This window comes from Pseudomonas sp. KBN10P06128, assembly GCF_037574945.1.
Lineage (GTDB): Bacteria > Pseudomonadota > Gammaproteobacteria > Pseudomonadales > Pseudomonadaceae > Pseudomonas > Pseudomonas aeruginosa.
On the sequence record NZ_JBBELR010000001.1, the window covers coordinates 3,914,793 to 3,939,824 of the forward strand.

The 25,032-nt window shown below is 68.6% G+C and carries 23 protein-coding genes; 8 read left to right on the forward strand and 15 right to left on the reverse strand.

The genetic code is table 11. From position 1 onward, the window contains the following. Nucleotides 1–16 precede the first annotated feature (16 nt). Together VQ065_RS18195 and VQ065_RS18200 are read left to right on the forward strand one after the other, a co-directional pair. Nucleotides 17–472: a nucleoside deaminase gene (locus VQ065_RS18195; RefSeq protein WP_003089844.1), complete on the forward strand. Its 456-nt coding sequence runs from the start codon at nucleotides 17–19 to the stop codon at nucleotides 470–472. Then, nucleotides 469–1,695, forward strand: coding sequence for a CynX/NimT family MFS transporter (locus VQ065_RS18200; RefSeq protein ID WP_003089846.1), 1,227 nt, complete (start codon nucleotides 469–471; stop codon nucleotides 1,693–1,695). The genes VQ065_RS18195 and VQ065_RS18200 overlap by 4 nt, the downstream gene beginning before the upstream one ends. 43 nt (nucleotides 1,696–1,738) lie before the next feature. On the opposite strand, the gene VQ065_RS18205 is transcribed toward VQ065_RS18200, so the two are convergent. Together VQ065_RS18205 and VQ065_RS18210 are read right to left on the reverse strand one after the other, a co-directional pair. After that, the gene (locus tag VQ065_RS18205) at nucleotides 1,739–1,906 is read right to left on the reverse strand and encodes a hypothetical protein (protein ID WP_003089849.1); all 168 of its coding nucleotides are present in this window, start codon (nucleotides 1,904–1,906) and stop codon (nucleotides 1,739–1,741) included. Nucleotides 1,907–2,009: 103 nt separating this feature from the next. Beyond that, complete coding sequence (locus VQ065_RS18210) at nucleotides 2,010–3,350, reverse strand: leucine-rich repeat-containing protein kinase family protein (RefSeq protein WP_003089851.1); 1,341 nt, start codon at nucleotides 3,348–3,350, stop codon at nucleotides 2,010–2,012. A 117-nt stretch (nucleotides 3,351–3,467) separates the two neighbouring features. On the opposite strand from VQ065_RS18210, the gene VQ065_RS18215 reads away from it, so the two are divergent. Continuing rightward, nucleotides 3,468–4,721: an SMI1/KNR4 family protein gene (locus tag VQ065_RS18215; RefSeq protein WP_003089853.1), complete on the forward strand. Its 1,254-nt coding sequence runs from the start codon at nucleotides 3,468–3,470 to the stop codon at nucleotides 4,719–4,721. Nucleotides 4,722–4,724: 3 nt separating this feature from the next. Here VQ065_RS18215 and VQ065_RS18220 read toward each other — a convergent pair whose 3' ends face one another. Both VQ065_RS18220 and VQ065_RS18225 read right to left on the reverse strand, forming a co-directional pair. Beyond that, entirely contained in the window at nucleotides 4,725–5,342 is a 618-nt protein-coding gene (locus tag VQ065_RS18220; protein WP_003089860.1) for an immunity protein Imm33 domain-containing protein, read from the reverse strand. Between the two features lie 251 nt (nucleotides 5,343–5,593). Next, on the reverse strand, nucleotides 5,594–6,940 hold the full coding sequence (locus VQ065_RS18225; protein WP_003089861.1) for an OprD family porin: 1,347 nt from the start codon (nucleotides 6,938–6,940) through the stop codon (nucleotides 5,594–5,596). Nucleotides 6,941–7,302: 362 nt separating this feature from the next. Between VQ065_RS18225 and VQ065_RS18230 the strand changes: the two genes are divergently transcribed. Beyond that, nucleotides 7,303–7,521: a hypothetical protein gene (locus VQ065_RS18230; protein ID WP_003089862.1), complete on the forward strand. Its 219-nt coding sequence runs from the start codon at nucleotides 7,303–7,305 to the stop codon at nucleotides 7,519–7,521. Between the two features lie 157 nt (nucleotides 7,522–7,678). On the opposite strand, the gene catA is transcribed toward VQ065_RS18230, so the two are convergent. Genes catA through VQ065_RS18245 form a run of 3 tightly spaced genes read right to left on the reverse strand, consistent with a single transcriptional unit; the run spans nucleotide 7,679 to nucleotide 10,099 of the window. Continuing rightward, nucleotides 7,679–8,611, reverse strand: coding sequence for a catechol 1,2-dioxygenase (gene catA / locus VQ065_RS18235; RefSeq protein ID WP_003089863.1), 933 nt, complete (start codon nucleotides 8,609–8,611; stop codon nucleotides 7,679–7,681). Between the two features lie 44 nt (nucleotides 8,612–8,655). Next, nucleotides 8,656–8,946 carry a muconolactone Delta-isomerase gene (gene catC, locus VQ065_RS18240; protein ID WP_003089864.1) on the reverse strand — a complete coding sequence of 97 codons (291 nt, stop codon included), beginning with the start codon at nucleotides 8,944–8,946 and terminating at the stop codon, nucleotides 8,656–8,658. Between the two features lie 31 nt (nucleotides 8,947–8,977). Beyond that, nucleotides 8,978–10,099: a muconate cycloisomerase family protein gene (locus VQ065_RS18245; protein ID WP_003109542.1), complete on the reverse strand. Its 1,122-nt coding sequence runs from the start codon at nucleotides 10,097–10,099 to the stop codon at nucleotides 8,978–8,980. Between the two features lie 161 nt (nucleotides 10,100–10,260). Here VQ065_RS18245 and VQ065_RS18250 point away from each other — a divergent pair, with 161 nt between their 5' ends. After that, nucleotides 10,261–11,133: a LysR family transcriptional regulator gene (locus VQ065_RS18250; RefSeq protein WP_003089870.1), complete on the forward strand. Its 873-nt coding sequence runs from the start codon at nucleotides 10,261–10,263 to the stop codon at nucleotides 11,131–11,133. Between the two features lie 8 nt (nucleotides 11,134–11,141). Here the strand turns inward: VQ065_RS18250 and VQ065_RS18255 are convergent, their stop codons facing one another. Next, nucleotides 11,142–12,143, reverse strand: coding sequence for an AraC family transcriptional regulator (locus VQ065_RS18255; protein ID WP_003089872.1), 1,002 nt, complete (start codon nucleotides 12,141–12,143; stop codon nucleotides 11,142–11,144). 316 nt (nucleotides 12,144–12,459) lie between these two features. On the opposite strand from VQ065_RS18255, the gene antA reads away from it, so the two are divergent. The 3 genes from antA to antC are packed head-to-tail and all read left to right on the forward strand — an operon-like array spanning nucleotide 12,460 to nucleotide 15,383. Continuing rightward, nucleotides 12,460–13,854, forward strand: coding sequence for an anthranilate 1,2-dioxygenase large subunit (gene antA, locus VQ065_RS18260; RefSeq protein ID WP_003089876.1), 1,395 nt, complete (start codon nucleotides 12,460–12,462; stop codon nucleotides 13,852–13,854). Then, nucleotides 13,851–14,342 (forward strand): anthranilate 1,2-dioxygenase small subunit, encoded by a 492-nt coding sequence (antB, locus tag VQ065_RS18265; RefSeq protein WP_003089877.1) that lies wholly within the window; start codon nucleotides 13,851–13,853, stop codon nucleotides 14,340–14,342. The genes antA and antB overlap by 4 nt, the downstream gene beginning before the upstream one ends. Before the next feature lie 18 nt (nucleotides 14,343–14,360). After that, the gene (gene antC, locus VQ065_RS18270; RefSeq protein WP_003089878.1) at nucleotides 14,361–15,383 is read left to right on the forward strand and encodes an anthranilate 1,2-dioxygenase electron transfer component AntC; all 1,023 of its coding nucleotides are present in this window, start codon (nucleotides 14,361–14,363) and stop codon (nucleotides 15,381–15,383) included. A gap of 5 nt (nucleotides 15,384–15,388) precedes the next feature. Here the strand turns inward: antC and VQ065_RS18275 are convergent, their stop codons facing one another. The 7 genes from VQ065_RS18275 to VQ065_RS18305 form a co-directional block, all read right to left on the reverse strand. Further along, nucleotides 15,389–16,150, reverse strand: a complete 762-nt coding sequence (locus tag VQ065_RS18275; protein ID WP_003089880.1) for a 1,6-dihydroxycyclohexa-2,4-diene-1-carboxylate dehydrogenase — start codon at nucleotides 16,148–16,150, stop codon at nucleotides 15,389–15,391. A 25-nt stretch (nucleotides 16,151–16,175) separates the two neighbouring features. Beyond that, a complete protein-coding gene (gene benC / locus VQ065_RS18280) occupies nucleotides 16,176–17,189 on the reverse strand; it encodes a benzoate 1,2-dioxygenase electron transfer component BenC (RefSeq protein WP_003089881.1) in 1,014 nt (337 codons plus the stop codon). A gap of 33 nt (nucleotides 17,190–17,222) precedes the next feature. Next, nucleotides 17,223–17,711 carry a benzoate 1,2-dioxygenase small subunit gene (benB, locus tag VQ065_RS18285; RefSeq protein ID WP_003089883.1) on the reverse strand — a complete coding sequence of 163 codons (489 nt, stop codon included), beginning with the start codon at nucleotides 17,709–17,711 and terminating at the stop codon, nucleotides 17,223–17,225. Next, nucleotides 17,708–19,075, reverse strand: coding sequence for a benzoate 1,2-dioxygenase large subunit (gene benA, locus VQ065_RS18290; protein ID WP_003089885.1), 1,368 nt, complete (start codon nucleotides 19,073–19,075; stop codon nucleotides 17,708–17,710). The genes benB and benA overlap by 4 nt, the downstream gene beginning before the upstream one ends. 116 nt (nucleotides 19,076–19,191) lie before the next feature. Then, nucleotides 19,192–20,148, reverse strand: a complete 957-nt coding sequence (locus VQ065_RS18295; protein ID WP_003109534.1) for an AraC family transcriptional regulator — start codon at nucleotides 20,146–20,148, stop codon at nucleotides 19,192–19,194. A 206-nt stretch (nucleotides 20,149–20,354) separates the two neighbouring features. Beyond that, on the reverse strand, nucleotides 20,355–23,510 hold the full coding sequence (locus VQ065_RS18300) for an efflux RND transporter permease subunit (RefSeq protein WP_003089889.1): 3,156 nt from the start codon (nucleotides 23,508–23,510) through the stop codon (nucleotides 20,355–20,357). Nucleotides 23,511–23,532: 22 nt separating this feature from the next. Continuing rightward, complete coding sequence (locus tag VQ065_RS18305; protein WP_003109532.1) at nucleotides 23,533–24,987, reverse strand: efflux RND transporter periplasmic adaptor subunit; 1,455 nt, start codon at nucleotides 24,985–24,987, stop codon at nucleotides 23,533–23,535. Between the last annotated feature and the right edge of the window lie 45 nt (nucleotides 24,988–25,032).

Here is a 25,032-nt window from a genome sequence, read left to right on the forward strand (position 1 = left end):
AGCGAAGGAGAAAGACATGTCCGATGAAACCTTCATGCGCGAGGCCATCGCCCTCGCCCGCGCCAACGTCGAGGCCGGCGGCCGCCCGTTCGGCGCCGTGCTGGTGCGCGACGGGCGGGTCCTGGCCCGCGGCGTCAACCAGATCCACGAGACCCACGATCCCAGCGCCCACGCCGAACTGCAGGCGATCCGCCAGGCCAGTCAGGCGCTCGGCAGCCCGCGTCTGGACGGTTGTGTGATCTACGCCAGCGGCCATCCCTGCCCGATGTGTCTGGCCGCCATGCATCTCTGCGGCATCCAGGCGGCCTGGTTCGCCTATTCCAACGAGGACGGCGAACCGTTCGGCCTGTCCACGGCCACGCTCTACGCCGAGATGGCGCGCCCGCCACAGCGGCAGAGCCTGCCGCTACGCGCCCTGCGTCCTGCCGGCGAAGAGGGTCTGTACCGGCAATGGCGGCAACGCCAGGCATGAGCGCGCGAATCCCTTCCGGCGGCCAGGCCGCCACCGGCGTCGGCGCGGCGGAGGTCAGTTGGGTCGGCCTGCTGGTGATCTTCTGCCTCGGCATCAACCTGCGACCGATCCTCACCGGCATCGGCCCGCTGCTCGAGGAAATCACCGCCGGCACCGGTCTCGGCTTCCAGGGCGCGTCGCTGCTGACGGTGTTGCCGGTGCTCTGCATGGGCCTGGTGGCGCTGTTCCTGCCCTGGCTCGGGCGCTGGCTGGCCGAGCACCGCGGCATCGTCTGCGGACTGCTGGCCATCGCCGCGGCCTGCCTCTGGCGCCTGGAACTGGATAGCGGGCTGGCGCTGATCGCCAGCGCCGCGCTGGCCGGCAGCGGCGTGGCGATCATCCAGGCGCTGGTACCGGGCGTGGTCAAGCGCTGGTTCCCGAGGCGGGTCCCGGCGGCGATGGGCCTCTACTCGGCCTCGCTGATGGCCGGCGGCGGAACCGCGGCGGTGCTCAGCCCGCGGATCGCCGAACACTTCTCCAACTGGCAGGCCGGCCTCGGCGCCTGGGCCGTACCGGCCCTGCTGGCGCTGCTGCTGTGGATGTTCGCGCGGCCAAGGGAGGTGCTGCCGAGCGCTGGCGAGGGGCCGGTCCGGCACTTCTTCGGCAATCGCCGTGGCTGGCTGCTGGCGGTGTATTTCGGGTTGATCAACGGCGGCTACACCAGCATGGTGGCCTGGTTGCCGGTGTACTACCGCCAGCTCGGCTGGAGCGCCCAGGACAGCGGCGGGCTGGTCGGGATCATGACCATCTTCCAGGTGCTCGCCGCGCTCAGCGTGCCGCTGCTGATTCGCCGCAGCCTCGACCGCCGGCCCTGGCTGCTGGCCGCGCTGCTGGTCCAGCTCGGCGGCTTCTGCGGCCTGCTGCTGATGCCGCTGCAGCACGCGGCACTGTGGGTGGCGCTGATCGGCTACGGCCTGGGCGCCTGCTTCGCCCTCAGCCTGACCCTGACCCTCGACCACCTCCACGAGCCGCGTGCGGCGGGAAGCCTGGCGGCCTTCGTGCAAGGCATCGGCTTCATCATCACCGGCATCGTGCCCTACCTGACCGGCTGGCTGCGCGACGCCACCGGCAGCTTCCAGGCCTCCTGGCTGCTGCTCGCGGCGAGCGTGGTGGCGATGTTGCTGGTGACCCTGCGCTTCGCCCCGTCCGGCTATGCCCGGGCCATGGGCGAGACGCGCGACTGAGCGGCGGACCTCCGCGCCCGCCATTGCAGGCGCGGGTGGCGCTTCAGTAATGGGTGGCGATATAGATGCGGTAGCTGATGATGGCCAGCATGCAGATCACCCCGACCCACATGAGGAACAGGCCGAACGGCGTGTCGCGCTTGGTGAAACCCGTGCCGATGAAGAGCATGCCCAGCACGATGATTGCGAAAGTGACGCCGTAGGAATCCATGTTTACCCTCGTTGGCCGCGTTCCTGACATACTTGTCAGTCTAGCTCCAAGCCCGCTAGAACTGCGTTGATATTTATCAGCCTGCGGTCAATCTCGGGCAAATTCATCGAACTTGAGGAAACGCCTGGCTGCGAGCGGCAAGGTCGCGCAAGATCGCCTGGATCTCGCCGAAGTCCGGCCGCTCGCTCACCCGTGGCAGCGCGCAACGTCGCTGCAACTCGACCAGCGCCGCACGTAGCGAGGCCTGCCCCGGCAGCGCCTCGCTGCGCTCGAGCAACTCTTCCAGCAGGCAGGCGAAGGCACGCACTTCCAGGCGCCGCAGGGCGCCGGCGAGCACGGCGTCGTCCGGGAGGAAGGACGCGGCGCCGAAATCGCCCAGCAGGCAGGCACCCTCCTCGCGCCAGAGGATGTTATGCGCATAGAAGTCGCCATGGCTGATGCCGCGTCCATGCAGATGGGCCATCAACCCGGCGAGCGAGGCCGCCAGGCGCAGCGCCGTGGCCAGCTCGAAGCGCAGTCCCGGCGGATAGACGTCGCGGGTACAGGACTCCAGGCTCGGCGGCCCCGCCAGGTTGCGATAGGCGTCGTCGAGCAGCTCCAGCACCAGCCCGTCGCGCCCTTGCGGATGCCCGGCGAGCCGGCCGAGCACCTCGATCAATTGCGCATGGCGCCCCGCCGCCAGGCAGGCGGCCATCTCGCTGGCGGGGGTGCCATCGCTGGTCACTTCGCCCTTGAACAGCTTCAGTGCCACCGTGCGCGTCGAGCCGTCCGGCTGGTGCCAGCCGGCGCGATGGATGACCCCGGAGGCTCCTTCGCCGATCAGCCCTTCCAGGCTCAGCTCGCTCCAGTCCAGCGCGGCGATGCCGCTGTCGGCCAGCGCCGGCAGGCGGCACAACGGGTTGCCGGCGTAAGCCAGCCAGGCCAGGCGCGGCAGCGTCGCCAGCCAGGCCGGCAGGCGCTGGAAACGGTTGGCGGCGATCCGCAGCAGTTCCAGGCCTTCGCAAGCGGCCATGCTCTCGGGCAAGGCCTCCAGGCGGTTGCCGGCCAACATCAGCTTCTGCAACGGCCGGCGGCCCAGTTCCTCGGGCAGCGTGGCGATGCGGTTGTCGGTGAGGATCAGCCAGCGCAACGCCGGCGGCAGGGCCGCGGCCGGCACCCGCTCGATGCGGTTGGACTTGAAGCCGACCATGCTCAGCGCCGGACAGTCGCCCACCGCCGCCGGCAATTCGGCGAAGTCGTTGGCGGAACAGAACAGCACCTTGAGACGATGCAGCCGGCCGAGGTCGTCCGGCAGGCTGTCCAGGGCGTTGCCGCTGAGGTTGAGCACCTCCAGTGAGTCGGCCAGTTCGAAGATTTCCCGGGGGAACTCGCGCAGGCCGCAGGACAGGTCCAGGCGCGTGGCGCCGGCCAGTTCGCCGCTGCGCAGTTGCTGCAAGGTGTGCATGGTTCGACGGACTCCGGCCAGGGCGGATGGAAAGCCGCGCATGATAGCCAAGGCGTTGCGGAACGCGCACCCTCGCCGTGCTAGAGTGGCCGCCCCGAATCGACAGGACCACAGAGAATGGAACTCTCCCCCGCCGAACGCCAACTCCTGCTGGCCCATCGCCTGGCCGTGTTCGACGGCTGCGTGGTATACGACGCCCAACCGCCGGTGTCCGCCGAACACGTCCAGCGTCTTGCCGAAGGCCTGGCCGGACCGATTCCAGAAGACCTGCTGCGCCTCTGGCGCACCTGTTTCGGCGGGCGCCTCGGCTATGACCTGGAAGTCGACTACGACGGCCACCGCCACCCGTTCTCTTTCAGCGAACTGTTCTATCCGGACAGCGACGGCTACCACGACCTCTGGGGCTGGATCGAACACGAGCGCGAGCTGGCGGCGGAAGCCGCGGCAGAAGAAGGCCGCGACTGGAACGGCAAGCTGGCCTACCTGCCGTTCGGTGGCTTCGAGTACCTGGAGCGGCTCTACGTCTGCGTCGAACCCGGCCCCGAGTATGGCACGGTAATCGCCTGGAGCCACGGCCTGCCGCCGGCCTGGGCCGGACGCCTGCACCAGGATTCGGTGACGCGCCTGGCCGACGACGTCGGCGGGCTGTTCCGCCTGCTGTCCTTCGAACAGGACCCGTTCGACGCCGAGAACGCCTGCGGCGTGGCCGACGAGCTGCTGGAAGCGCTGGACGCCCTGGAGGCCGCCGGGGAGCCCGGCAAGGCGCTGAAGGGCCGCCTGGAAGTCCTGCTGCGCCAGCGCATCCTCGACTGGCGGCCGGCCCTCGCCGACGGCAGCCTGGCCGCCGAGCCAAGGCTGCGTCAACTGGCCCTGGCCGAAGCTGCGCAAGACGGCGATATCGACCTGCTGCAACGCCTGCGCGATGCCGGCTGCGACTTCGCCGAAACCTTGCGCGGACGCGGCGGCGTGCTGGAGGCCTGCCTCGCCCGCGGGCGCCTGGAGGCCGCCAGATGGCTGCTCGACCAGGGCGTCGCGGTGCACCAGGACAGCCTGCAGATTGGCGCCGCGCACCTCGATGCGCTCCTGGCCGAACGCCTGTTGCGGCTCGGCGCGATCTCCGACCCGAATACGGTGCTCCTCGCCCTGCAATACGGCGACGCCGACGCCGCGCGGATCATGGCGCGACCGCTGCTGGAGGAGTCGCCGTCGCGGGCCAGCGCCCTGCGCCTGGCCCTCGCCAGCCGCGCCGAGCGCGAGCGCAGCGAGGCCAGGCGGGTCAGGTCGGGAAAGATGGGCAGCAACCGCAGTCCCGACGACTACCTGGCCCTGGCCGAGCGCCTGGAGCGCTTCCTCGCCGAGCTGCCAGGCTGAGGCTCAACCCTCCGGTCCCTGCACCTCGATGAAGGAACCGTCGGCCAGCCGCTCGAACGCCCGTCCCGGCGGCGCGTCGAGCAGCGGCAGGATGCTGTCGTCGGCGTTCAGCACCGAGCCCAGGCTGACGTAGGCGGTGGTCCCGGCGGTATTCATGTAGTCGTCCGACTCGTCGCCGGCCATCAGCCGCCAGCCGCTGTCGTTTTCCTCTTCCGGCGCCTCGCGGTAGAGGTAGCCGACCGCCTTCCCCTCGTCTATCACCCGGCGCGTCACGAAGCAGCGCCGGGCATAGCGCGAGATCGGCGTTTCCCGCGGGTCGTGCTCGGTGTTGATGATGTGTCGCGCCTCGAAGACGATGCGCTCGCCCAGCGACAGGTCGCGGATGTATTGCGGATAGTTGTCCAGGCGGCCGCTGAAGGCGCCATCCGCCTCGATGCCCTCGACCGTCACCCAGAGCCGCTCGGCGCGCGGCGCATCGGGGTTGTCGGTATCGAAGGCGAAGATCAGCTTGACGCTTTCCCCGGCGGCGACCCGGTCGATGGTCTCCGCGTCCGGTTTGTAGAAGGTGTAGGGATGGCGGACAGCGATCGCGCTGGCGTCCACCAAGGTCCACGAGGCCATGTCGACTCCCGCTTGGCTGGCTACGCGGCGCCCGTAGCCTGGGCTGCCACGGGCACGCCGGTGCCCGGGCGGCATGGGTGGAATGGCGTGGCCGAGGTTCGGGTCGCGGCGCCCACCGGCAGGTCGAAGCCATGCCCGGCCAGGAACCGCCCTTCGGCCCGCCTACCCAGAGGAAAGTAGCAGCGCCGCCGCGCAGCCGCCAGCAACGGGCTGTCGCAGAGCGCCGCCCCGGATGGGGCGGCGGCGCGCCTTCAGAGGATTTGCAGCGGGTATTCGACGATCAGGCGGACTTCGTCGAGGTCCGACTCGAAGCTGTCGGAGCGCACCGTGGCCTGGCGCACGCGGAACGCCAGGTCCTTGGCCGCGCCGCCCTGCACCACGTACTTGACCTCCACGTCGCGTTCCCAGCGGCCCTGGTTGGTCAGCGGGTTGCCGTTGGCGTCGGTGCGCATGTAGACGCTGTTGGCATTCGAATAATCGGCGTCCCAGCCCTTGCCATAGCGGGTCATGAAGCTCAGCCCCGGCACGCCGAAGGCGGCCATGTCGAGGTCGTAGCGGAGCATCAGCGAGCGTTCCTTGGGCGAGTTGAAGTCGCTGTACTGGATCGAGTTGTCCAGGTAGATGGAGTCGGTCTGGCGCAGGTAGTCGAAGTCGTCGTCGCCGTTGTTGCGCTGGTACGACAGCAGCACCTGGTGCGGGCCGTAGGCGAAGCCGCCGCGCACGCTCCAGATGTCGTTGTCGAGTTCGCCCATCACCTGCCTGCCCTGGTCCTTGACCTTGTAGTAGTTGGCGCCGCCGAGCAGGGACAGCTTGTCGTCCAGCGGATAGTTGAAGCTGGTGCCGGCGTAGTACTGGTCCCAGGCGTCCTTCTGGCGGCTGCCGTAGAGGCTGACGCTCCAGTGCTCGGTGGCCTGGTAGTCGCCGCCGGCGTAGGCGACCCACGGCGAGTCGATGCGCCGGCCGGTGTAGAAGCTGTAGAAGTCGTCGCTGCCGCTGGTGCTGTTCGGCTGGGTCATCGAGTTCAGCTTGCCTGCCTGCAGGGTCAGGCCCTTCGCCAGGCTGTCGTTGACCAGGGTGAAGCCGCGGAAGCTGGAGGGGAACAGCCGGCTGTTGCCGTACTGGATCACCGGGGTTTCCGGGAACACGTCGCCGACCCGCAGCACGGTGCCGTACCAGCGCAGCTTGACCGCGCCGCCGGCTCGCGAATAGTCGTCCTGCGGCCGCCCCTGGTCGTCATAGGGCAGCAGGTCGACGCTACCGCCGGCGCCGGAACGCCCGCCGCCGCTGTCCAGGCGCACGCCGAGCTGGGCGAAGGCGTCGATGCCGACGCCCAGCGTGCCCTGGGTGAAGCCCGAGGAGAAGTTGGCCATGAAGCCCTGCACCCATTCCTCGGTATAGCCGCCGCCCGCCGGGCTCGATTGGCCCTTGCGGAAGTCGCGGTTGAAGTAGAAGTTGCGCAGCAGCAGGTTGACCTCGCTGCCCTCGATGAAACCTTCCTTGCTCCGCTCGGCGTTCTCCTCGGCGACGGCCGAGGCCATCAGTCCGGCGCCCAGCAGCAGTGGAAGCGTCCACAGTCGTTTCTTTCCATCCCCTTGCATGGCGATTGCTCCAGATCGGTTCATGTCTGTTTTTCTTCTGCGGCCATGCCTTGCGGCGCTGGCTGTGCGTGAACTTCTGGTCGATCGCGCCCCCGCGCAGTCCTGCCGCAACCGGCATTGACCGTGGGGCTGATTCTGGAACCGGGGAAATGACGCAGACATGAGGCGGGGATTACTTTTCCGCAATCTTAACTCGCACTTAATGCGCTTCGCGCAGACTCCTCCGCCATGCAACGGAGCATCGCCGAAGTTATCGGAAACGTAATTTTCCACTCACCCTCGGGTAATCCGTCCGCTCTTACTCTTTGCTCAAACGGGACGAATACCTCGCCCCGGCGACAAGCCAACCCGAGAGGTTTGCCATGAAGATCATCCCGATGCTGCTGGCCGCCCTGCTGGCGACCGGCGCGGCCACTGCCCAGGCCCAGGACGGCAGCGAACGCTCCTGGCAGTACAACGCCGAATTCCGCGCCGCGCAGAAAGAACTGCGCGAAAAGCGCCTGCAGAAGCAACAACTGGAAGCGCAAGCGCAGAAGACCGACCGCAGCAAATGCGCCGAGCGCAAGAACGGCAACGGCTGAGCAGCCATTCACCGAGCAATACACTTGTCCTTTTTGGGTTGCTCCTTTGGACAAGTCCTGAGGCGCCAGTCATGGCGCCTTTTTTTATCCGCCGTCGCGCCTGGCGGAAGAAGGCGGCATGGTCGCCAGCGACCAGCCGCCCTCCCCGTTTCCCGCCTTACTCCTGCAATGCCCGCGGCCGCTGGCTGCGGCGCTCGGCGGCGGGCGCCGGGCTGGCCTGGAGCTGGAAGTCGAAATCCAGTTCAGCGAAGCGTCCGCCCTCCACGCCGCGGTCGCGGGCCGCGGCGGGATCGTCGTTGAAGCGCAGGTCGCCGATCAGCCCATCGCGGGTGGCGTAGGCGAAGTCGTCCCACAGGTAGCGGTCGCCCGCCAGGTTGATCTGGGTGGTCAGGTGGCGATGGCCGGGCGCCGAGACGAAGAAGTGGATGTGCGCCGGCCGCTGGCCGTGGCGGCCGAGGCGGTCGAGCAGTTCCTGGGTCGGGCCGTCGCTCGGGCAACCGTAGCCGGAGGGCACGATGCTGCGCGCACGGTAGCGGCCGTCGGCGTCGGTGCGGATGCGCCGGCGCAGGTTGTATTCGGACTGGCTGCTGTCGAAGTAGGAATAGGTGCCTTGGGTATTGGCGTGCCAGACGTCGACGATGGCTCCGGCCAGCGGCTGGCCGTCGGGACCGCTGACGCGGCCCTGGAGGAACATCACGGTGCCGGCGTCGCGGCCGTCGTCCATCCGTGCCTCGCCGTCGCTCAGCGGCGCGCCGGCGACGTACAGCGGCCCTTCGATGGTGCGCGGCGTGCCGCCGGTGAGGCCGGCCTCGGCGTCCTGGGCGTCGAGCAGCAGGTCCAGGTAATGCTCCAGGCCCAGCCCGGCGGCCAGCAGGCCGGCCTCCTGGCGGCTGCCCAGGCGGTTCAGGTAGTCCACCGCTTTCCAGAATTCGTCGGGCGTGACCTGCATCTCTTCGATCAACTTCGCCGTGTCGTCGAGGATGCGCCGCACCAGGGCCTTGGTGCGCGGATCGCCGCGTTCGTTGAGCTGGCCGCTGGCCTCTTCGAAGAAGCGCTGGACGTCGGCAGTCTGGGAAATCTTCACGGTCATGGCGTTTGCCTCTGCTTGTTGTTGTCGGGCGTGGGAAGGGAATCTCAGCGGTCGTCGGCATGGATCGACGAGGGATGCCGGCAAAGCCCGTCGATCTCGATGTCCATGTAGGGAAACAGCGGCAGCCGGGTCAGGGTGTCGTGCAGCGCCTCGACGCTGGGCAGGTCGAACAGGCTGTAGTTGGCGTAGTGCCCGGCGATCCGCCAGAGGTGCCGCCAGCTGCCCTCGCGCTGGAGGCGCTGGGCCATTTCCTTCTCCTCGGCCTTGAGCCGCTCGGCCTGTTGCGGGTCCATGTCGACGGGCAACTTCACGGTCATCTTCACGTGGAACAGCATCGGTCGTTTCTCCTCTGTCTGCGGAATGGCTTCAGCGCCGGCGGAAGCGCGCCAGGCGCTCTTCGTCGAGCGCCAGGCCGAGACCCGGCGCACGCGGCACGTGCAAGTGGAAATCCTGGTAGCGCGGCGACTCGAGGAGGATGTCCTCGGTCAGCAGCAACGGGCCGAACAGTTCGCTGTGCCAGGCCAGGCGGTCGAGGGTGACGAAGGCGTGGGCGGCGGCCAGGGTGCCGATGCCGCCCTCGAGCATGGTCCCGCCGTACAGGCCGATCCCGGCCGCTTCGGCGATCGCCGCGCTACGCAGCACCGCGCGCGGTCCGCCGTTCTTGGCGATCTTCAGGGCGAACACCGGGGCGGCGCCCTCGCGAGCCAGGTGGAAGGCATCCTCGACGCTCTCGATGGCCTCGTCGGCCATGATCGGCGCGCCGCCGCGGCTGCTCAGGCGCGCCAGGCCGACGCGGTTGTGGCGGGCGATGGGCTGTTCGATCAGGGCGATGCCGTTGTCGCCGAGCGTCGTGCAGGCACGCTGGGCAACGCCTTCGTCCCAGGCCTGGTTGACGTCCACCCGCACGCTGGCGCGCTCGCCGAGGGCGCGCTTGATGGCGATCGCGTGGGCCACGTCGGCATCCACCTCACCGGCGCCGATCTTCAGCTTGAAGTGCCGGTGGCGGCGCAGGTCGAGCATCCGCTCGGCTTCCTCGATGTCGCGGCCGGTGTCGCCGCTGGCCAGGGTCCAGGCCACCTCCAGGCTGTCGTGCAGGCGGCCGCCGAGCAGTTCGCTGACGGCCAGGCCGAGGCGCTTGCCATGGGCGTCGAGCAAGGCGGTCTCGACCGCCGAGCGGGCGAAGGTGTTGCCCCTGATATGCCGGTCCAGGCGCTGCATCGCGGCATTCACGTTGTCCGCCGGCTGGCCCAGCAGCAACGGGGCGAAATGCGCGTCGAGATTGCTCTTGATGCTCTCCGGGCTCTCGCTGCCGTAGGCCAGGCCACCGATGGTGGTGGCTTCGCCGAGGCCCTCGATGCCGTCGCTGCAACGCAGGCGGAGGATCACCAGGGTCTGCCGGTTCATGGTGTGCATGGCCAGCTTGTGCGGGCGGATGGTCGGCAGGTCGACGATGATCGACTCGAGGCTTTGGATCACGGCTTGGCTCATTCTCGGGGGTCCACCAGGGTTGCGGTCGGGTTTTCGACGGTTCGCCGCTCAAGGCTCGCTCGATACCGAGCGGGTTTCGCCGTCGTTTCGGCCAAGCATCCATCGCCTTCTTCACTGGGGTCCAATATCATCTTCCTCTCGAACCATACCCTGGAGGTATCATGGAGCTTCGTCACCTGCGCTACTTCCAGGCGCTGGCCCGGACCCTCAACTTCACCCGCGCCGCCGAGCAACTGCACATCGCCCAGCCACCGCTGAGCCGGCAGATCCAGCAACTCGAGGAAATGCTCGGGGTGGCCCTGCTGGAGCGCGGCCGGCCGCTGCGCCTGACCGAAGCCGGGCGCTTCTTCCACGAACAGAGCGCGACGCTCCTGGACCAACTGGAGAGCATCTGCGACAGCACCCGGCGGATCGGCCAGGGCCAGCGCCAGTGGTTCGGCATCGGCTTCGTGCCCTCGGCGCTGTATGGCGTGCTGCCGGAGCTGATCCGCCACCTGCGCGGCGACCCGGAGCTGGAGCTGGGCCTGCTGGAGATGACCACCCTGCAACAGGTCGAGGCGCTGAAGAGCGGGCGCATCGACATCGGTTTCGGACGCATCCGCATCGACGACCCGGCGATCCGCCAGAGCGTGCTCAGCGAAGAGCCGCTGGTCGCCGCCCTGCCCGCCGGGCACCCGTTGCTCGGCCAGCCGCTGAGCCTGGAGCGCCTGTCGCGCGAACCGTTCGTGCTCTACCCCGGCCAGCCGCGACCGAGCTACGCCGACCATGTGCTGGCGCTGTTCGCCACTCACGGCCTGAGCCTGCGCGTGACGCAATGGGCCAACGAAATGCAGACCGCCATCGGCCTGGTCGCCGCCGGACTCGGCGCGACCCTGGTGCCGGCCTCGGTGCAGTTGCAGCACCGCGACGACGTCGCCTACCAGGCCCTGGCCGACGCCTCCCTGACCTCGCCGATCATCGTCAGCCGGCGCCAGGGCGACGGCTCTCCGCACCTGCGGCGCTGCCTGGCGCTGATCGGCCGCGAGGACGCCTGAGTGCCCTCTCAGGAGCGCCGCGCGGCGCGGCGCTGGGTCATGCTCGGGGTTTCCTCGAAGCGCTTGCGGTAGTCCACGGAGAAGCGTCCGAGGTGGCTGAAGCCCCAGCCCAGGGCGATCGTCGAGATGCTGCGGGCGCCGCCGCTGGCGAGGATCTCCTCGCGCACCGCGGCGAGTCGGTAGTGCTTCAGGTAGCTCATCGGCGACACCCCGAAGTAGCGACGGAAGCCCTCGAACAGCTTGAACCGCGAGACTCCGGCGGCGCGTTCCACGTCCTCCAGGCTCAGGGTCTCGCGGGCGTTGGCCTGGAGAAACTCGCGGGCACGCAGCAGGTAGTGCGGCGGGCGCCCGCCAAGGCCCTGCTGCAGGGCCTCGCTGTAGTTGTTCGGCTGGGCCAGGATCAGTCCCTTGATCAGCGCGCGCTCCAGGTCGCTGCTGAAAAACGCCTGGGCGTAGAGTTCGCTGCGCGCCATCTCCTCGCTGATGTGCCGCACGGTGCGCCACCAGGACGCGGAGGCGCCGTCCAGGGCATCCATTTCCGGATCGAAGCGCAAGGGCGTATCGATCGGCCGCTGCAACATCTCCTCCAGGACCTTGCGCATCGCCGTGCGGCCGATCACCACCTGCAACTTGCGGCAGTCCCCGGCGATGCTCAGCTCCTGGCGCTCGTTGGGCGCGATGATCACCCCGCGGCGGACGTCGGAGAGCAGGCGCAGCCCGCCCCGGCACAGCTCCTGCTCGCCGCTGAGCGGCAGGCTCAGGCTGTAGGCGTTGAACGCCGCGGCATCCTCGACGGTGATGGTGACGTCGGTGCCGTAGCCGATGTAGCCGAGGGTGGTGCACATCGACTTCAGCACGTTGCCGTGGTGCTGGAACTGCACCAGTCCCGGGCTCGCCGCTTCGAGCCGGTGCGGCCCGCAGACCTTCGACATCCAGGAACGGGCGGCGGCCAGGTCCAGGTGGTCGGCATGGAGATCGCCACGATCGGCGACGGGATGGCTCCTCATCATGGTTCGGCACTCGACACGGCAAGGCTGGGGGTGCGCTCTGCTGGCGCTCTGTTTTCAGCAAAATGCAAGGCATGTGCCGGCGCAAGGCCGACTCCCCGCATCCTCCACTATCCGGATAGCGTTCGCCGACTTTCCGGACAAAGCGTCCGCCGCAAGCGCCGCTCGAACCCGGAACGAGCCCTCCGCGAGGCCCTCGGCCGCTCCTCGGCGGCCGCACATTTTCGGGATGCGCATCGTCGACTAAGCGGATAGCCCGCCCCCGCTCGCGGCCGTTGAATGGGTCACCCATAACGACAACGCACAAGGGTGAGAACGCATGAACGCTAACCGCAGAAGCCTCGAACAGTGGCGCGACTATGTCGGCGGCTGCCTCGACTTCCGTCCCGAGGAAGGCATCTTCCGCATCGCCCGGGACATGTTCACCGAACCGGAGCTGTTCGACCTGGAGATGGAGCTGATCTTCGAAAAGAACTGGATCTACGCCTGCCACGAAAGCGAACTGGCCAGGCCCCACGACTTCGTCACCCTGCGCGCCGGACGCCAGCCGCTGATCGTCACCCGCGACGGCAACGGCCAGTTGCACGCGCTGGTCAACGCCTGCCAGCATCGCGGCGCGACCCTGGTGCGGGTCGGCAAGGGCAACCAGTCGACCTTCACCTGTCCGTTCCATGCCTGGTGCTACAAGAACGACGGCCGGCTGGTGAAGGTCAAGGCGCCGGGCGAATACCCGGAAGGCTTCGACAAGGCCACCCGTGGCCTGAAGAAAGCGCGCATCCAGAGCTACAGGGGCTTCGTCTTCGTCAGCCTGGACGTCGCCGGCGAGGACGACCTGGTGGACTTCCTCGGCGACGCCCGGGTGTTCCTCGACATGCTGGTGGCGCAGTCTCCCAGCGGCGAGCTGGAAGTGCTGCCCGGCACCTCCACCTACACCTACGAAGGCAACTGGAAGCTGCAGAACGAGAATGGCCTGGACGGCTATCACGTCAGTACCGTGCACTACAACTACGTAGCCACCGTGCAGCACCGCCAGCAGGTCGAGGCCGAGCGCGGCGGCGCGGCCGCCACCCTCGACTACAGCAAGCTCGGCGCCGGCGACGCGGCCACCGACGACGGCTGGTTCTCCTTCGCCAACGGCCACAGCGTGCTCTTCAGCGAGATGCCCAACCCCGCCGTACGCCCCGGCTACGCCAGCGTGATGCCGCGGCTGGTGGCGGAATACGGCCAGGCCCGCGCCGAGTGGATGATGCATCGCCTGCGCAACCTCAATCTCTACCCCAGCCTGTTCGTCATCGACCAGATCAGCTCGCAGCTGCGCATCGTCCGCCCGCTGGCCTGGAACCGTACCGAGATCGTCAGCCAGTGCATCGGCGTCAAGGGCGAGTCGGACGCCGACCGGGAGAACCGGATCCGCCAGTTCGAGGACTTCTTCAACGTCTCCGGGATGGGCACGCCCGACGACCTGGTGGAGTTCCGCGAAGCCCAGCGTGGCTTCCAGGCCCGCCTGGAGCGCTGGAGCGACATCTCCCGCGGCCACGGCAAGTGGCTCGAAGGCGCGACGCCGAACAGCCAGGCGCTGGGTATCGCGCCGCTGCTGACCGGCACCGAGATCACCCATGAAGGCCTCTACGTCAACCAGCACGCGCATTGGCGGCGCTTCCTCCTCGACGGCCTGGAGCGCCTGGCCCTGCGCGCGAAGGAGGTGACCCCATGAACGCCGGACTGCAGTGCCGCGTCGAACAGTTCCTCTACCGCCACGCCGAACTCTGCGATGCCCAGGACTGGGACGGCTACCTCGCGCAGTTCGACGAACAGTGCGAGTTCCACCTGCCGCAGTGGGAGTCCGAGCAGCGCTACACCCGCGATCCGAAGCGCGAGATGTCGCTGATCTACTACCCCAGCCGTGCCGGCCTGGAAGACCGGGTGTTCCGTATCCGCACCGGCAAGGCCGCGTCCACCGTGCCGATGCCGCGCACCCTGCACCAGATCGGCAATGTGCGCATCGCCGAGGAAGGCGAAGGCCTGCTGCGAGTGCGGGTCAACTGGCAGACCCTGTTCCAGCGCCTGGACCAGACCGGCAGCTTCTTCGGCCATGCCACCTACCGCCTGAAACCCCATGGCGAGGCCTGGCTGATCGCGCGCAAGCACATCGTCCTGCTCAACGACCGGATCGACTCGGTCCTCGACTTCTACCACCTCTGAACGGCGGGGCCCGTCACGATGAATCACAAAGTCGCCCTCAGCTTCGCCGACGGCAAGACCCTGTTCCTGCCCGTCGGCCACGACGACCTGCTCCTCGACGCCGCCCTGCGCCACGGCATCAACCTGCCGCTGGACTGCCGCGAAGGGGTCTGCGGCACCTGCATGGGCCGCTGCGAGGCGGGCAGCTACAGCCTGGACTACGCCGACGAGGACACCCTCTCCGCCGCCGACCTGGAGCAGCGCAAGGTGCTCGCCTGCCAGACCCGGGTGCGCTCCGACGCGGCCTTCTACTTCGACTTCGCCTCGACCCTCTGCCACGCCGCCGCGGCCCAGGCGCACAGCGGCGTGGTGCGCGAACTGCGCCTGCTCTCCGAGGACACCGCGCTGCTCCGCCTCGACGCCGGCGCCGCGGGCCGCCAGTTGGACTTCCTGCCCGGCCAGTACGCGCGGCTGCAAGTACCCGGCAGCGACTGCCGGCGCGCCTACTCCTTCGCCAACCGGCCGAATCCGCAGAACCACCTGCAGTTCCTCATCCGCCTGCTCCCGGGCGGCGCCATGAGCGACTACCTGCGCCAAGGGTGCCGGGTCGGCGACGAGATCCGCTTCGAGGCGCCGCTGGGCACCTTCTACCTGCGCCAGGTCGAGCGCCCGTTGCTGCTGGTGGCCGGCGGCACCGGCCTGTCGGCGTTCCTCGGCATGCTCGACGAACTGGCCGAGCGCGGCTGCGAGCGGCCGGTGCATCTCTACTACGGGGTACGCCGCGCCGCCGATCTCTGCGAATTGCAGCGGATCGCCGGCTACGCCGAGCGGCTTCCCGGCTTCCGCTTCGTCCCGGTGCTCAGCGAGGCGGACGCCGACTGGGACGGCCGGCGCGGCTACCTGCACGAGCATTTCGACGCCGCCCGCCTGCGCGACGAAGCTTTCGACCTCTACCTGTGCGGGCCGCCGCCGATGGTCGAGGCGGTCCGCCAGTGGCTGCGCGGGCGCTCCCTGGAGCATCTGCGGCTGTACCTGGAGAAGTTCACCGAAAGCGGCGACTGATGCGCTCAGCCGAGGTCGCCGCCAGCTACCGGCAGGGTCACGCCGGTGATGTAGGACGCCTCGTCGGAGGCGAGGAAAAGGATCGCCGCGACCTGCTCGTCGATGCTGCCGTAGCGCTTCATCAGGCTGCTGTCGAGGGTCTGCTCGACGATCTGTCGATACCAGCGCCGCTCCTCCTCGCTCTGCGCCGCGGCGTTGCGCGGAATCCTTCGCGGCGGCGCGTCGGTGCCGCCCGGCGCCACCGCGTTGACGCGGATGCCCTGGTCGGCGGTCTCGAACGCCAGGCAGGCGGTCAGCGCGTTCACCCCGCCCTTGGCGGCGCCATAGGGCACCCGGTTGACCCCGCGGGTGGCAACCGACGAGACGTTGACGATCGCCCCGCTACCCTGCCCCAGCATCGCCGGCAGCGCCGCGCGGCAACACCACAAGGTGGGCAGCAGCGAACGCCGCAGCTCGGCCTCGATCTCGTCCTCGGCGTAGTGCTGGTAGGGCTTCGCCCAGAGGGTGCCGCCGACGTTGTTGACCAGGATGTCCAGCCGGCCGAAACGCTCCAGGGTCCGCTCCAGTGCCCGCTGGCATTCGGCGTAGCGCTCCAGGTCGGCGGTCAGGCACAGGCAGGCGTCGCCGGCCAATTCGTGGACCAGCTCGGAGCGGTCCACCGCCACCACCCGCGCGCCTTCCTCCAGCAGGCGCCGGGCCACGCCCAGGCCGATGCCCTGGGCGGCGCCGCTGACCAGGGCGACCTTGTCGCGGAATCTGTCGTTCATGGGAATCTCCTTGGCTCGCTCGGGTTCAGGCCGCGCTGGCGGCGAACTTTTCGTAGTAGAAATTCGCCGGGCGCACGCCCTGCTCGCGCAGGTAGCGCTCGACCGCCTCGACCATCGGCGGCGGCCCGCACAGGTAGATGTCGACGTCGCCCTCGTACAGGTGCTGCGCGGCGATGTGCTCGGTCACGTAGCCCTTGCGCGGATAGTCGCTGTCGGCGCTGGCCACGCAGGCGCTCCAGGTGAAGCCGGGAATCCGTTCGGCGAACGCCTCCAGGCGCTCGAGCCCGACCAGGTCGACGTCGTGGGTCACCCCGTAGACCAGGTGCAGCGGGTGCGCGCTGCCCTGCTCGGCGATCCGTTCGAGCATCGCGGTGAACGGCGCCAGGCCGGTGCCGCCGGCCAGCATCAGCAGTGGCCGGTGAATCTCGCGCAGGTAGAAACTGCCCAGCGGGCCGTCCATCGCCAGGCTGTCGCCGGCCCTGGCCGTGCCACTGAGGAAGCCGCTCATCAGCCCACCGGGGACGTTGCGGATCAGGAAGCTGACCTCGCCGTCCTTCGCCAGCGAGCTGAAGGAGTAGGCGCGGCGCTGCTCGCTGCCGGGCACCTGGAGGTTGACGTACTGCCCGGGCAGGAACGCCAGGCTGGCCAGCGCCTCGCCGCGCAGCGACAGGCCGATGGTGCTCGGCGACAGTTGCCGGACTTCGCTGATGCGCGCCTCGTAGCGCGCCTGGCCGGTCCTGCACAGGGTCGAGGACGCCGGCACGCGCAGCACGCAGTCGCTTTCGGCGCGCATCTGGCAGGTCAGCACGTAGCCGCGGGCGGCTTCCTCGGCGCTGAGGGCATCGTCGATGTAGTCCTGGCCCAGCGCATAGCGCCCGGCCTCGGCCAGGCACTTGCAGGTGCCGCAGGCGCCGTCGCGGCAGTCCAGGGGGATGTTGATGCCCTGGCGGTAGGCCGCGTCGGCCACGGTCTCGCCGGGCGCGGCATGGATGAAGCGGGTCACCCCGTCTTCGAAGTTGAGTGCGATCCGATGGTTCATGGCATGTCCCTCGACAGCCCGCCGGCGCGGGCGTCAGACGTGGTAGATGTCGATCAGCTGGCGAACGTAGTCGTTCTTCAGGATCACTTTCTTGGCCTTGATCAGCGGACTCTCGCCGCGTACGTCGAGGTCGTAGAAGGTGGTGCCGAAGTAGCTATCCACGGTCTTGTAGCGATAGCTCAGGGTGTGCCAGTTGCAGCGCGCGCGGCAGATGCCGTCGTCCTCACCGAGCAGTTCGATGTTGCTCAGGTTGTGCGAGGTGCGGGTGTCCGGCAGGGTCGCGCTGGAGCGCTCGGTGCGGATGCGGAATACCCGGTCCTCCAGGCCGCCGCGGTTGCCGTACCAGATCAGCGAGATTTCCCGCTGCGGGTCCTCGGTGAGGTGGTCGCGGTCGTCCCAGGACGGCATCCAGAAACTGGCGTCCGCGGCGTACAACGCCAGCCAGGCGTCCCAATCCTTGTCGTCGAGATAGCGCGCCTCGCGGTAGAGGAAATCGCGCAGGGCGTCGTAGCCCAGGCTCATGACGCCACCTCCCGCAGCGCCACGCGCTGCGTCCGTTCGCGCTCCAGGGCGGCGAGCAGCGCCTCCTGCCAGTAGCGATGCTGCAATACGAACAGCCCTTCGTCCTCGGTGCGCACGCCGCTCAGGCGCGGCCGCAGGTCGATGGCCGCGGCCGCCGCGTCGGCGCCCTCTATCCAGTGTTCGGCGCCGCGCGACAGGTCGTTCCAGCCGACCACGCTGCCCTGGTAGCCCTGCTGGCAGGAACGGAACTCCTCCAGGTCGTCCGGGGTGGCCATGCCGCTGACGTTGAAGAAGTCCTCGTACTGGCGGATGCGCCGGGCGCGCGCCTCGGCGCTCTCGCCTTTCGGCGCGATGCAGTAGATGGTGATTTCCGTGCGGTCCACCGACAGCGGCCGGGCGATGCGGATCTGCGAGCTGAACTGGTCCATCAGGTAGACGTTGGGGTACAGGCAGAGGTTGCGCGAGTTCTCGATCATCCAGTCGGCGCGGGCCTCGCCGAAGTCGCGGGCAAGCTCGGCGCGGCGCTCGAAGGCCGGCCGGTCCTCGGGGTTGGCCCAGCGACTCCAGAGCAGCATGTGGCCATGCTCGAACGAGTAGAAGCCGCCGCCCTGCCGGGCCCAGCCGGCGGCGCTCATGGTCCGCGGCTGGTCCGCAGCGTCGCGCTGCTGGCGCTGGCTCTGGGTCGCCGCGTAGTTCCAGTGCACCGAACTGACGTGGTAGCCGTCGGCGCCGTTCTCGGCGGTAAGCTTCCAGTTGCCTTCGTAGACATAGCTGGAAGAGCCGCGCAGCACTTCGAGGCCTTCCGGCGACTGGTCGACGATCATGTCGATGATCTTCGCCGACTCGCCCAGGTGCTCGGCCAGCGGCCTGACATCGGGGTTGAGGCTGCCGAACAGGAAGCCACGGTAGGACTCGAAGCGCGCCACCCGGGTCAGGTCGTGCGAGCCCTCGCAGTTGAAGCCCTGCGGGTAGCCGGCCTCGGCCGGGTCCTTGACCTTGAGCAGCTTGCCGGAGTTGTTGAAGGTCCAGCCGTGGAACGGACAGGTATAGCTGCTGCGATTGCCGCTCTTGTGCCGGCAGAGCATCGCGCCACGGTGGCTGCAGGCGTTGATGAAGGCGTTGAGCTGGCCGTCGCGGTTGCGCGCGATGACGATCGACTGGCGGCCGATCTGGGTGGTCAGGTAGTCGTTGATTCCGGCAACCTGGCTTTCGTGGGCGAGATAGACCCAGTTGCCCTCGAAGATGTGCTTCATCTCCAGCTCGAACAGGCGTGGGTCGGTGAATATCTCCCGCTTGCAGCGGTAGACGCCGCGCTCGGGGTCTTCCTCGAGCAGAGAACGCAAGTAATCGCTACCCAGGGACATGGCCGGGGCCTCCGTTGTTATTGTTCAGGCCCGGTCAGGTTAGGTAGCGCGTGCTGCTGGGGATATCCGTTGCCTGCGGATCGCTGGCCGATTCCTGCACGCCGTGGCGGTCGGCGCTAGGCGCGCCGGCGCAGGGTTTCCGAAGGCAGCTCGCCGAACTGCCGGCGATATTGCTCGGCGAAGCGGCCGAGGTGGGCGAAACCGAAGTCCAGGGCCAGTTCGGTGAGGTTGCGTACCCGGCAGCCGGGGTCTTCCAGGCAGGCGCGGATGCGCTCCAGGCGCAGCCGGCGAATGTATTGCCGAGGGCTCTCGCCAAGCTGGCGCTCGAACAGCGCGTACAGCGAGCGAGTGCTCATGTGCGCCTGCTCGGCCAGCGCCGCGACCTCGATCTCGCTCTGCAGATGGCGGCGGATGTAGGCATCGAGGCGGGCGAAGACGACCTGCGCATCGCCGGGGTCCTCGCGGCTGACGTTGGTCTTCAGCAGGGTCAGCAGCTTGCTGCCGAGGATCTGCTCGAAGTGGCTGTCGACCCGCGCCAGCCGCTCGCCGGACTCCGCCTCGCGGCAGACCAGGGCGAGCAGGCCGACGAAGCCTTCCAACTGGTCCAGGCGATAGCGATGTTCGAGGAAGCGCACGCCGCGCGCCGGATGGCTCCAGCGCTGCTCGGCGCAGATCGCTTCGAGCAGCGCGCAGGGCAGCTTGACGATGAATTTCTCGCAGTCCGCCGAATAGGTCAGGTCGACCGGATCGTCCGGGTTGATCAGCAACAGCTCGCCCGGCGCCAGGGCGTGTTCCTGCCCGCCGCCGCGCCACAGGCAGTGGCCGCGCAGGAGGATCTGCAGGTGGAAGATGCTTTCCAGCGCCGGCGAGGTGACCCGTACCGCCGCGCCGTAGCTGATCCGGCACAGGTCGAGGCTGGCGAAGGTGCGGTGGTCGAGGCTGGCTTGCGGCCTGCCGGCGGCCGGCAGGCGTATGCAGTGCGTACCGACGTGCCGGTTGACGTAGCCGGACACCGCATAGGGGTCGGCACGTTCGAACACCCGGCTGCGCTCGCTGAGCAAGGAGGCATTCATGGGCAGGACACTCAGGCTGCTATCGTTGTTGTTATCGTCGCGCGGCGCCAAGCGCCGGGCGCGGAACGTCCACCCACACTACGCAAGCCCTCCGCCGGCGACAATCCGGGCCGGCAATCGCGTGCGGTAATCGAACGGAATCCGTCCAACGGCCAACGAAAAAGGGCCGCCAGGGTTTCCCCTGCCGGCCCGCTTGCGCGCCCGCTTCAGCCGGCCGCCGGCGTCTCCTCGCGCGGTCCGGCGTCGCGCCCGTGGGTCCAGCGATAGAGCACCGGCAGCACCAGCAGGGTCAGCATGGTCGAGGACAGGATGCCGCCGATCACCACCGTCGCCAGCGGCCGCTGCACCTCGGCGCCGGTGCCGGTGGCCAGGGCCATCGGCACGAAACCGAGGGACGCCACCAGGGCGGTCATCAGCACCGGACGCAGGCGAGTGATGGCGCCCTCCCACACCGCCTGGTCGAGGCTGCGTCCTTCCTGCAACAGGTTGCGGATGAAGGAGATCATCACCAGGCCGTTGAGCACCGCCACCCCGGACAGGGCGATGAAACCCACCGCCGCCGAGATCGACAGCGGTATCCCGCGCAGCCACAGGGCCAGCACCCCGCCGGTGAGGGCGAAGGGGATGCCGGTGAACACCAGCAGGCCGTCCTTGACGTTGTTGAACATGGCGAAGAGCAAGGTGAACACCAGCAGCAGCGCCACCGGCACCACTACCTGCAAGCGCTTGGCGGCGGACTGCAACTGTTCGAACTGGCCGCCCCAGGTGGTCCAGTAGCCGGCCGGGATCTTCACCCCGTCCTGCAGCTTCTGTTGCGCTTCCAGCACGAACGAGCCGATGTCGCGACCGCGCACGTTGGCGCTGACCACGATGCGCCGCTTGCCGTTCTCCCGGCTGATCTGGTTCGGTCCCGGCGAGAGGTCGAGGCGCGCCACGTCCGACAGCGGGATGAAGTCGATCCGCGCCAGGTTGTTCGGCGGCAGCGGGATCAGCAGGTTGGACAGTGCCGGCAGGTCGGCGCGCAGGGGTTCCGGCAGGCGGATGACGATGTCGAAGCGGCGGTCGCCCTCGAACAGGGTACCGGCATTGCGTCCGCCGAGAGCGATGGCCACGGTGTCCTGGATGTCGCCGACATTGAGGCCGAAGCGTGCCGCCTTGTCGCGGTCGATGTCCACCGTCAGCACCGGCAGGCCGGTGGTCTGCTCGACCTTCACCTCGGAGGCGCCGTCGATGCTTTGCAGCACCTTGGAGATCTTCTCCGCGGTGTCGTTGAGCACCTGCATGTCGTCGCCGAAGACCTTCACCGCGACGTCGCTGCGCACCCCGGAGATCAGTTCGTTGAAGCGCAACTGGATCGGCTGGGAGAACTCGTAGACGCTGCCCGGCACCTCAAGGGCCGCGGCCTGCAATTCTTCCAGCAGCGCCTCCCGCGACTTCTTCGGGTCCGGCCACTGGCTCTGCGGCTTGAGCATCACGTAGCTGTCGGAGGCGTTCGGCGGCATCAGGTCGGAGGCGATCTCGGCGGTCCCGGTGCGGGCGAAGACCCGCTCGATCTCCGGGAACTTGCCCATCAGCTTCTTCTCCAGGGTCTGCTGCATCTCGACCGACTGGGTCAGGCTGGTGCCCGGCACCCGCAGGCCCTGCATGGCGAAGTCGCCCTCGCTGAGGCTGGGAATGAACTCGCTGCCCATCCGCGAGGCCACCAGCGCGGTGAGCAGGATCGCGCCGAGGGCGCCGCCGACCACCAGCGCGCGGTGTCCGAGCACCCAGCGCAGCGCCGGTTCGTAGGCCAGACGCGCGCGGCGCATGACGAAGTTCTCCTCCTCCTTGACCTTGCCGGTGATGAACAGCGCGATCGCCGCCGGGACGAAGGTCACCGAGAGGATCATCGCGCCAAGCAGCGCGGTGACCACGGTGAACGCCATCGGGTGGAACATCTTCCCCTCGACCCCGGTGAGGGCGAAGATCGGCAGGTACACCACCATGATGATGATCTGGCCGAAGATCAGCGCCCGGCGCGCCTCCCTGGACGCGGCGAAGACCTCGTGGAAACGTTCCGCGCGGGTCAGCTGGCGGCCGTGGTGGGCCTGGGCGTGGGCCAGGCGGCGGATGGCGTTCTCGACGATCACCACGGCGCCGTCGACGATGATGCCGAAGTCCAGCGCGCCGAGGCTCATCAGGTTGGCACTGACCCTGTTGCCGACCATCCCGGTGAAGGTGAACAGCATCGACAGCGGGATGATGGTGGCGGTGATCAGCGCCGCGCGGATATTGCCGAGGAACAGGAAGAGCACCGCGATCACCAGCGCCGCGCCTTCCACCAGGTTCTTCTTCACCGTGGCCACGGCCTTGTCCACCAGGGTGGTGCGGTCGTAGACGGTGATCGCCTTGACCCCCTTGGGCAGGGTCCGGTTGATCTCCTCCAGGCGCTGGCCGACCGCCTGGGCCACTTCCCGGCTGTTCTCGCCGATCAGCATGAACACCGTGCCGAGCACCACTTCGCGGCCGTTCTCGGTGGCCGCGCCGGTGCGCAGCTCCTTGCCCAGGCCGACCTCGGCGACGTCGCGGATACGGATCGGCACGCCGTCGACGTTGGAAACGATGATTCCGCGGATATCGTCCATGTCCTTGACCTGGCCCGGCGCGCGGATCAGCAACTGCTCGCCGCGCCGCTCGATGTAGCCGGCGCCGACGTTCTCGTTGTTGCGCAGCACGGCGTTCTGCAGGTCGCCGAGGGTCAGCTTGTAGGCCGCGAGCTTCTTCGGATCCGGGGCGATGAGGAATTGCTTGGCGTAGCCGCCGATGGTGTTGATCTCGGCCACGCCCTTCACGTTGCGCAACTGCGGACGGATGATCCAGTCCTGGATGGTGCGCAGGTCGGTGGGCGTGTAGGCGCTGCCGTCCTCCTTGGTCGCGCCCTCCTCGGCCTCTACCGTCCACAGGTAGATCTCGCCGAGACCGGTGGAGATCGGCCCGAGGGTCGGCGAGATGTCTTCCGGCAGTTGCTCGCGCGCCGTGCTCAGGCGTTCGTTGACCTGCTGGCGGGCGAAGTAGATGTCGGTGCCTTCCTCGAAGATCACCGTCACCTGGGAAATCCCCGGCCGCGACAGCGAACGGGTTTCCTGCAAACCCGGCAGGCCGGCCATGACGGTCTCCACCGGGTAGGTGATCCGCTGCTCCACTTCCAGCGGCGAGTAGCCGGGGGCGGCGGTATTGATCTGCACCTGGACGTTGGTGATGTCCGGGACCGCGTCGATGGACAGCCTCTGGTAGCTGCCGATGCCGACCCCGGCCATCCCCAGCACCGCCAGCAGGACCAGCCAGCGTTGCTCGATGGCGAATTGGATGATGCGTTCGAACATGCGAAGACTCCTGGAGCGGGACTCAGTGACCGTGTTCCGCCGAGCCCTTGCCCAGTTCGGATTTGAGGATGAAGCTGCCGCTGGCGGCGACCTGGCTGCCGGCGCGCAGGCCCTCGAGGACCTCGACGCGCTGGCCGTCGCTGATGCCCAGCTTGACCGGCTGGACCACGAAGCCGTCGGCCACGCGGACGAACACCACGTCCTCGCCGTCGACGTTCTGCACCGCGCCGTCGGCGACCGTCAGGACTTCCTTGCGGGTCGCCTCGGCCACCTGCACGGAAACGAACAGGCCCGGGCGCCAGGTGCTCTCGGGGTTGCTCAGGGTGACCCGGGCGGTGGCCGCGCGGGTCTGCTCGCCGAGCAGGTCGCCGATGTAGGACACGGTGCCCTCCACCTCGCTATCCAGCGCCTGGGCGAGCACCTTGACCTTACTGCCGACGCGGACCTGGCCGAGCAGTTGCGCGGGCACGTTGAAGGTGGCCCAGACCGAGGACAGGTCGGACAGGGTGAAGACGTTGGCGGTGCCGTCCACCGGCTCGCCCTGGGTCAGGTGCTTTTCCACCAGCACCCCGGCGAACGGCGCGCGCAGCTCGTAGCGGTTGCCGCCCTGCAGGCTGGGATTGCCGCCGAGCGCGGCGATCTTCGCCCGCGCGTTGTTCAGCGCGATCTCGGCTTCCTGCAAACCCTGGCGGGCGAGCAGGAATTCCTGCTCGGCGGAAATGCCCTCCTTCCACAGCTGCTGCTCGCGCTTGTAGGTGCTCTGCGCCAGGCTCAGGCGGCGCTGGGCGGCGGCGAATTCGCTGCGCTGGTCGGACAACTGCGGGCTGCTGATCACCGCCAGCAGCTCGCCCTGCTTCACCGCCTGGCCAAGATTGGCCGGCACGCTGTCGACGATCCCCGGCAGGCGCGGGACGATATGCGCGGTGCGGTCCTCGTTGAAGCGGATCTCGCCGGGCAGCGAGACCACCTGGGCCAGGCTGATCGTCCGCGCCGTATCGAGGGTGATGCCGGCGGCCTCGATCTGCTCGGCATCCAGCTCCAGCTTGCCCTCCTCGCGGGTGAAGGCGAAGTCGTAGCCCTGTTTGCCGGCCATCAGCTTGAGGCGCGCGGTGAAGGCATGCGGCTCGGCGATCCCGGCATTGGCCACCAGGCCATCGCCGCTGGCCTTGAACAGCAGGTCCTCGACCTCGCCGGTGGCACGCTCGACGTCGGCGCCGAGGACCACCTCCTGCGGCGCCAGCGCCTTGCCGCCGCGCTCGACCCAGGCCTTGAGCGGGCTGCCGTCCTCCGGCACCAGCAGTTCCAGGGTCAGGTCGCCCTGGCGCAACAACATGCCGCCGCGCGGTCCGCTGCCCTCGCCCTCGGCGGCCGCTTCGCCGGCGCCGGCCGGCGCCTTGCCGCCCAGCTCCAGGTAGGCGCCGCCGCCCAGGCCGAGCAGTGCCAGTGCGGTCACCGCGATAATCGTCTTCTTGCCCATTCTGTTCTCCCGAACCGTTCGGGGGGCGCGCCGGCGGCCCGCCCC

Coding starts and splice junctions, on each gene's coding strand:
- VQ065_RS18195 (WP_003089844.1), top strand. CDS start 17: ATGTCCGATGAAACCTTCATGCGCGAGGCCATCGCCCTCGCCCGCGCC.
- VQ065_RS18200 (WP_003089846.1), top strand. CDS start 469: ATGAGCGCGCGAATCCCTTCCGGCGGCCAGGCCGCCACCGGCGTCGGC.
- VQ065_RS18205 (WP_003089849.1), bottom strand. CDS start 1,906: ATGGATTCCTACGGCGTCACTTTCGCAATCATCGTGCTGGGCATGCTC.
- VQ065_RS18210 (WP_003089851.1), bottom strand. CDS start 3,350: ATGCACACCTTGCAGCAACTGCGCAGCGGCGAACTGGCCGGCGCCACG.
- VQ065_RS18215 (WP_003089853.1), top strand. CDS start 3,468: ATGGAACTCTCCCCCGCCGAACGCCAACTCCTGCTGGCCCATCGCCTG.
- VQ065_RS18220 (WP_003089860.1), bottom strand. CDS start 5,342: ATGGCCTCGTGGACCTTGGTGGACGCCAGCGCGATCGCTGTCCGCCAT.
- VQ065_RS18225 (WP_003089861.1), bottom strand. CDS start 6,940: ATGCAAGGGGATGGAAAGAAACGACTGTGGACGCTTCCACTGCTGCTG.
- VQ065_RS18230 (WP_003089862.1), top strand. CDS start 7,303: ATGAAGATCATCCCGATGCTGCTGGCCGCCCTGCTGGCGACCGGCGCG.
- catA (WP_003089863.1), bottom strand. CDS start 8,611: ATGACCGTGAAGATTTCCCAGACTGCCGACGTCCAGCGCTTCTTCGAA.
- catC (WP_003089864.1), bottom strand. CDS start 8,946: ATGCTGTTCCACGTGAAGATGACCGTGAAGTTGCCCGTCGACATGGAC.
- VQ065_RS18245 (WP_003109542.1), bottom strand. CDS start 10,099: ATGAGCCAAGCCGTGATCCAAAGCCTCGAGTCGATCATCGTCGACCTG.
- VQ065_RS18250 (WP_003089870.1), top strand. CDS start 10,261: ATGGAGCTTCGTCACCTGCGCTACTTCCAGGCGCTGGCCCGGACCCTC.
- VQ065_RS18255 (WP_003089872.1), bottom strand. CDS start 12,143: ATGATGAGGAGCCATCCCGTCGCCGATCGTGGCGATCTCCATGCCGAC.
- antA (WP_003089876.1), top strand. CDS start 12,460: ATGAACGCTAACCGCAGAAGCCTCGAACAGTGGCGCGACTATGTCGGC.
- antB (WP_003089877.1), top strand. CDS start 13,851: ATGAACGCCGGACTGCAGTGCCGCGTCGAACAGTTCCTCTACCGCCAC.
- antC (WP_003089878.1), top strand. CDS start 14,361: ATGAATCACAAAGTCGCCCTCAGCTTCGCCGACGGCAAGACCCTGTTC.
- VQ065_RS18275 (WP_003089880.1), bottom strand. CDS start 16,150: ATGAACGACAGATTCCGCGACAAGGTCGCCCTGGTCAGCGGCGCCGCC.
- benC (WP_003089881.1), bottom strand. CDS start 17,189: ATGAACCATCGGATCGCACTCAACTTCGAAGACGGGGTGACCCGCTTC.
- benB (WP_003089883.1), bottom strand. CDS start 17,711: ATGAGCCTGGGCTACGACGCCCTGCGCGATTTCCTCTACCGCGAGGCG.
- benA (WP_003089885.1), bottom strand. CDS start 19,075: ATGTCCCTGGGTAGCGATTACTTGCGTTCTCTGCTCGAGGAAGACCCC.
- VQ065_RS18295 (WP_003109534.1), bottom strand. CDS start 20,148: ATGAATGCCTCCTTGCTCAGCGAGCGCAGCCGGGTGTTCGAACGTGCC.
- VQ065_RS18300 (WP_003089889.1), bottom strand. CDS start 23,510: ATGTTCGAACGCATCATCCAATTCGCCATCGAGCAACGCTGGCTGGTC.
- VQ065_RS18305 (WP_003109532.1), bottom strand. CDS start 24,987: ATGGGCAAGAAGACGATTATCGCGGTGACCGCACTGGCACTGCTCGGC.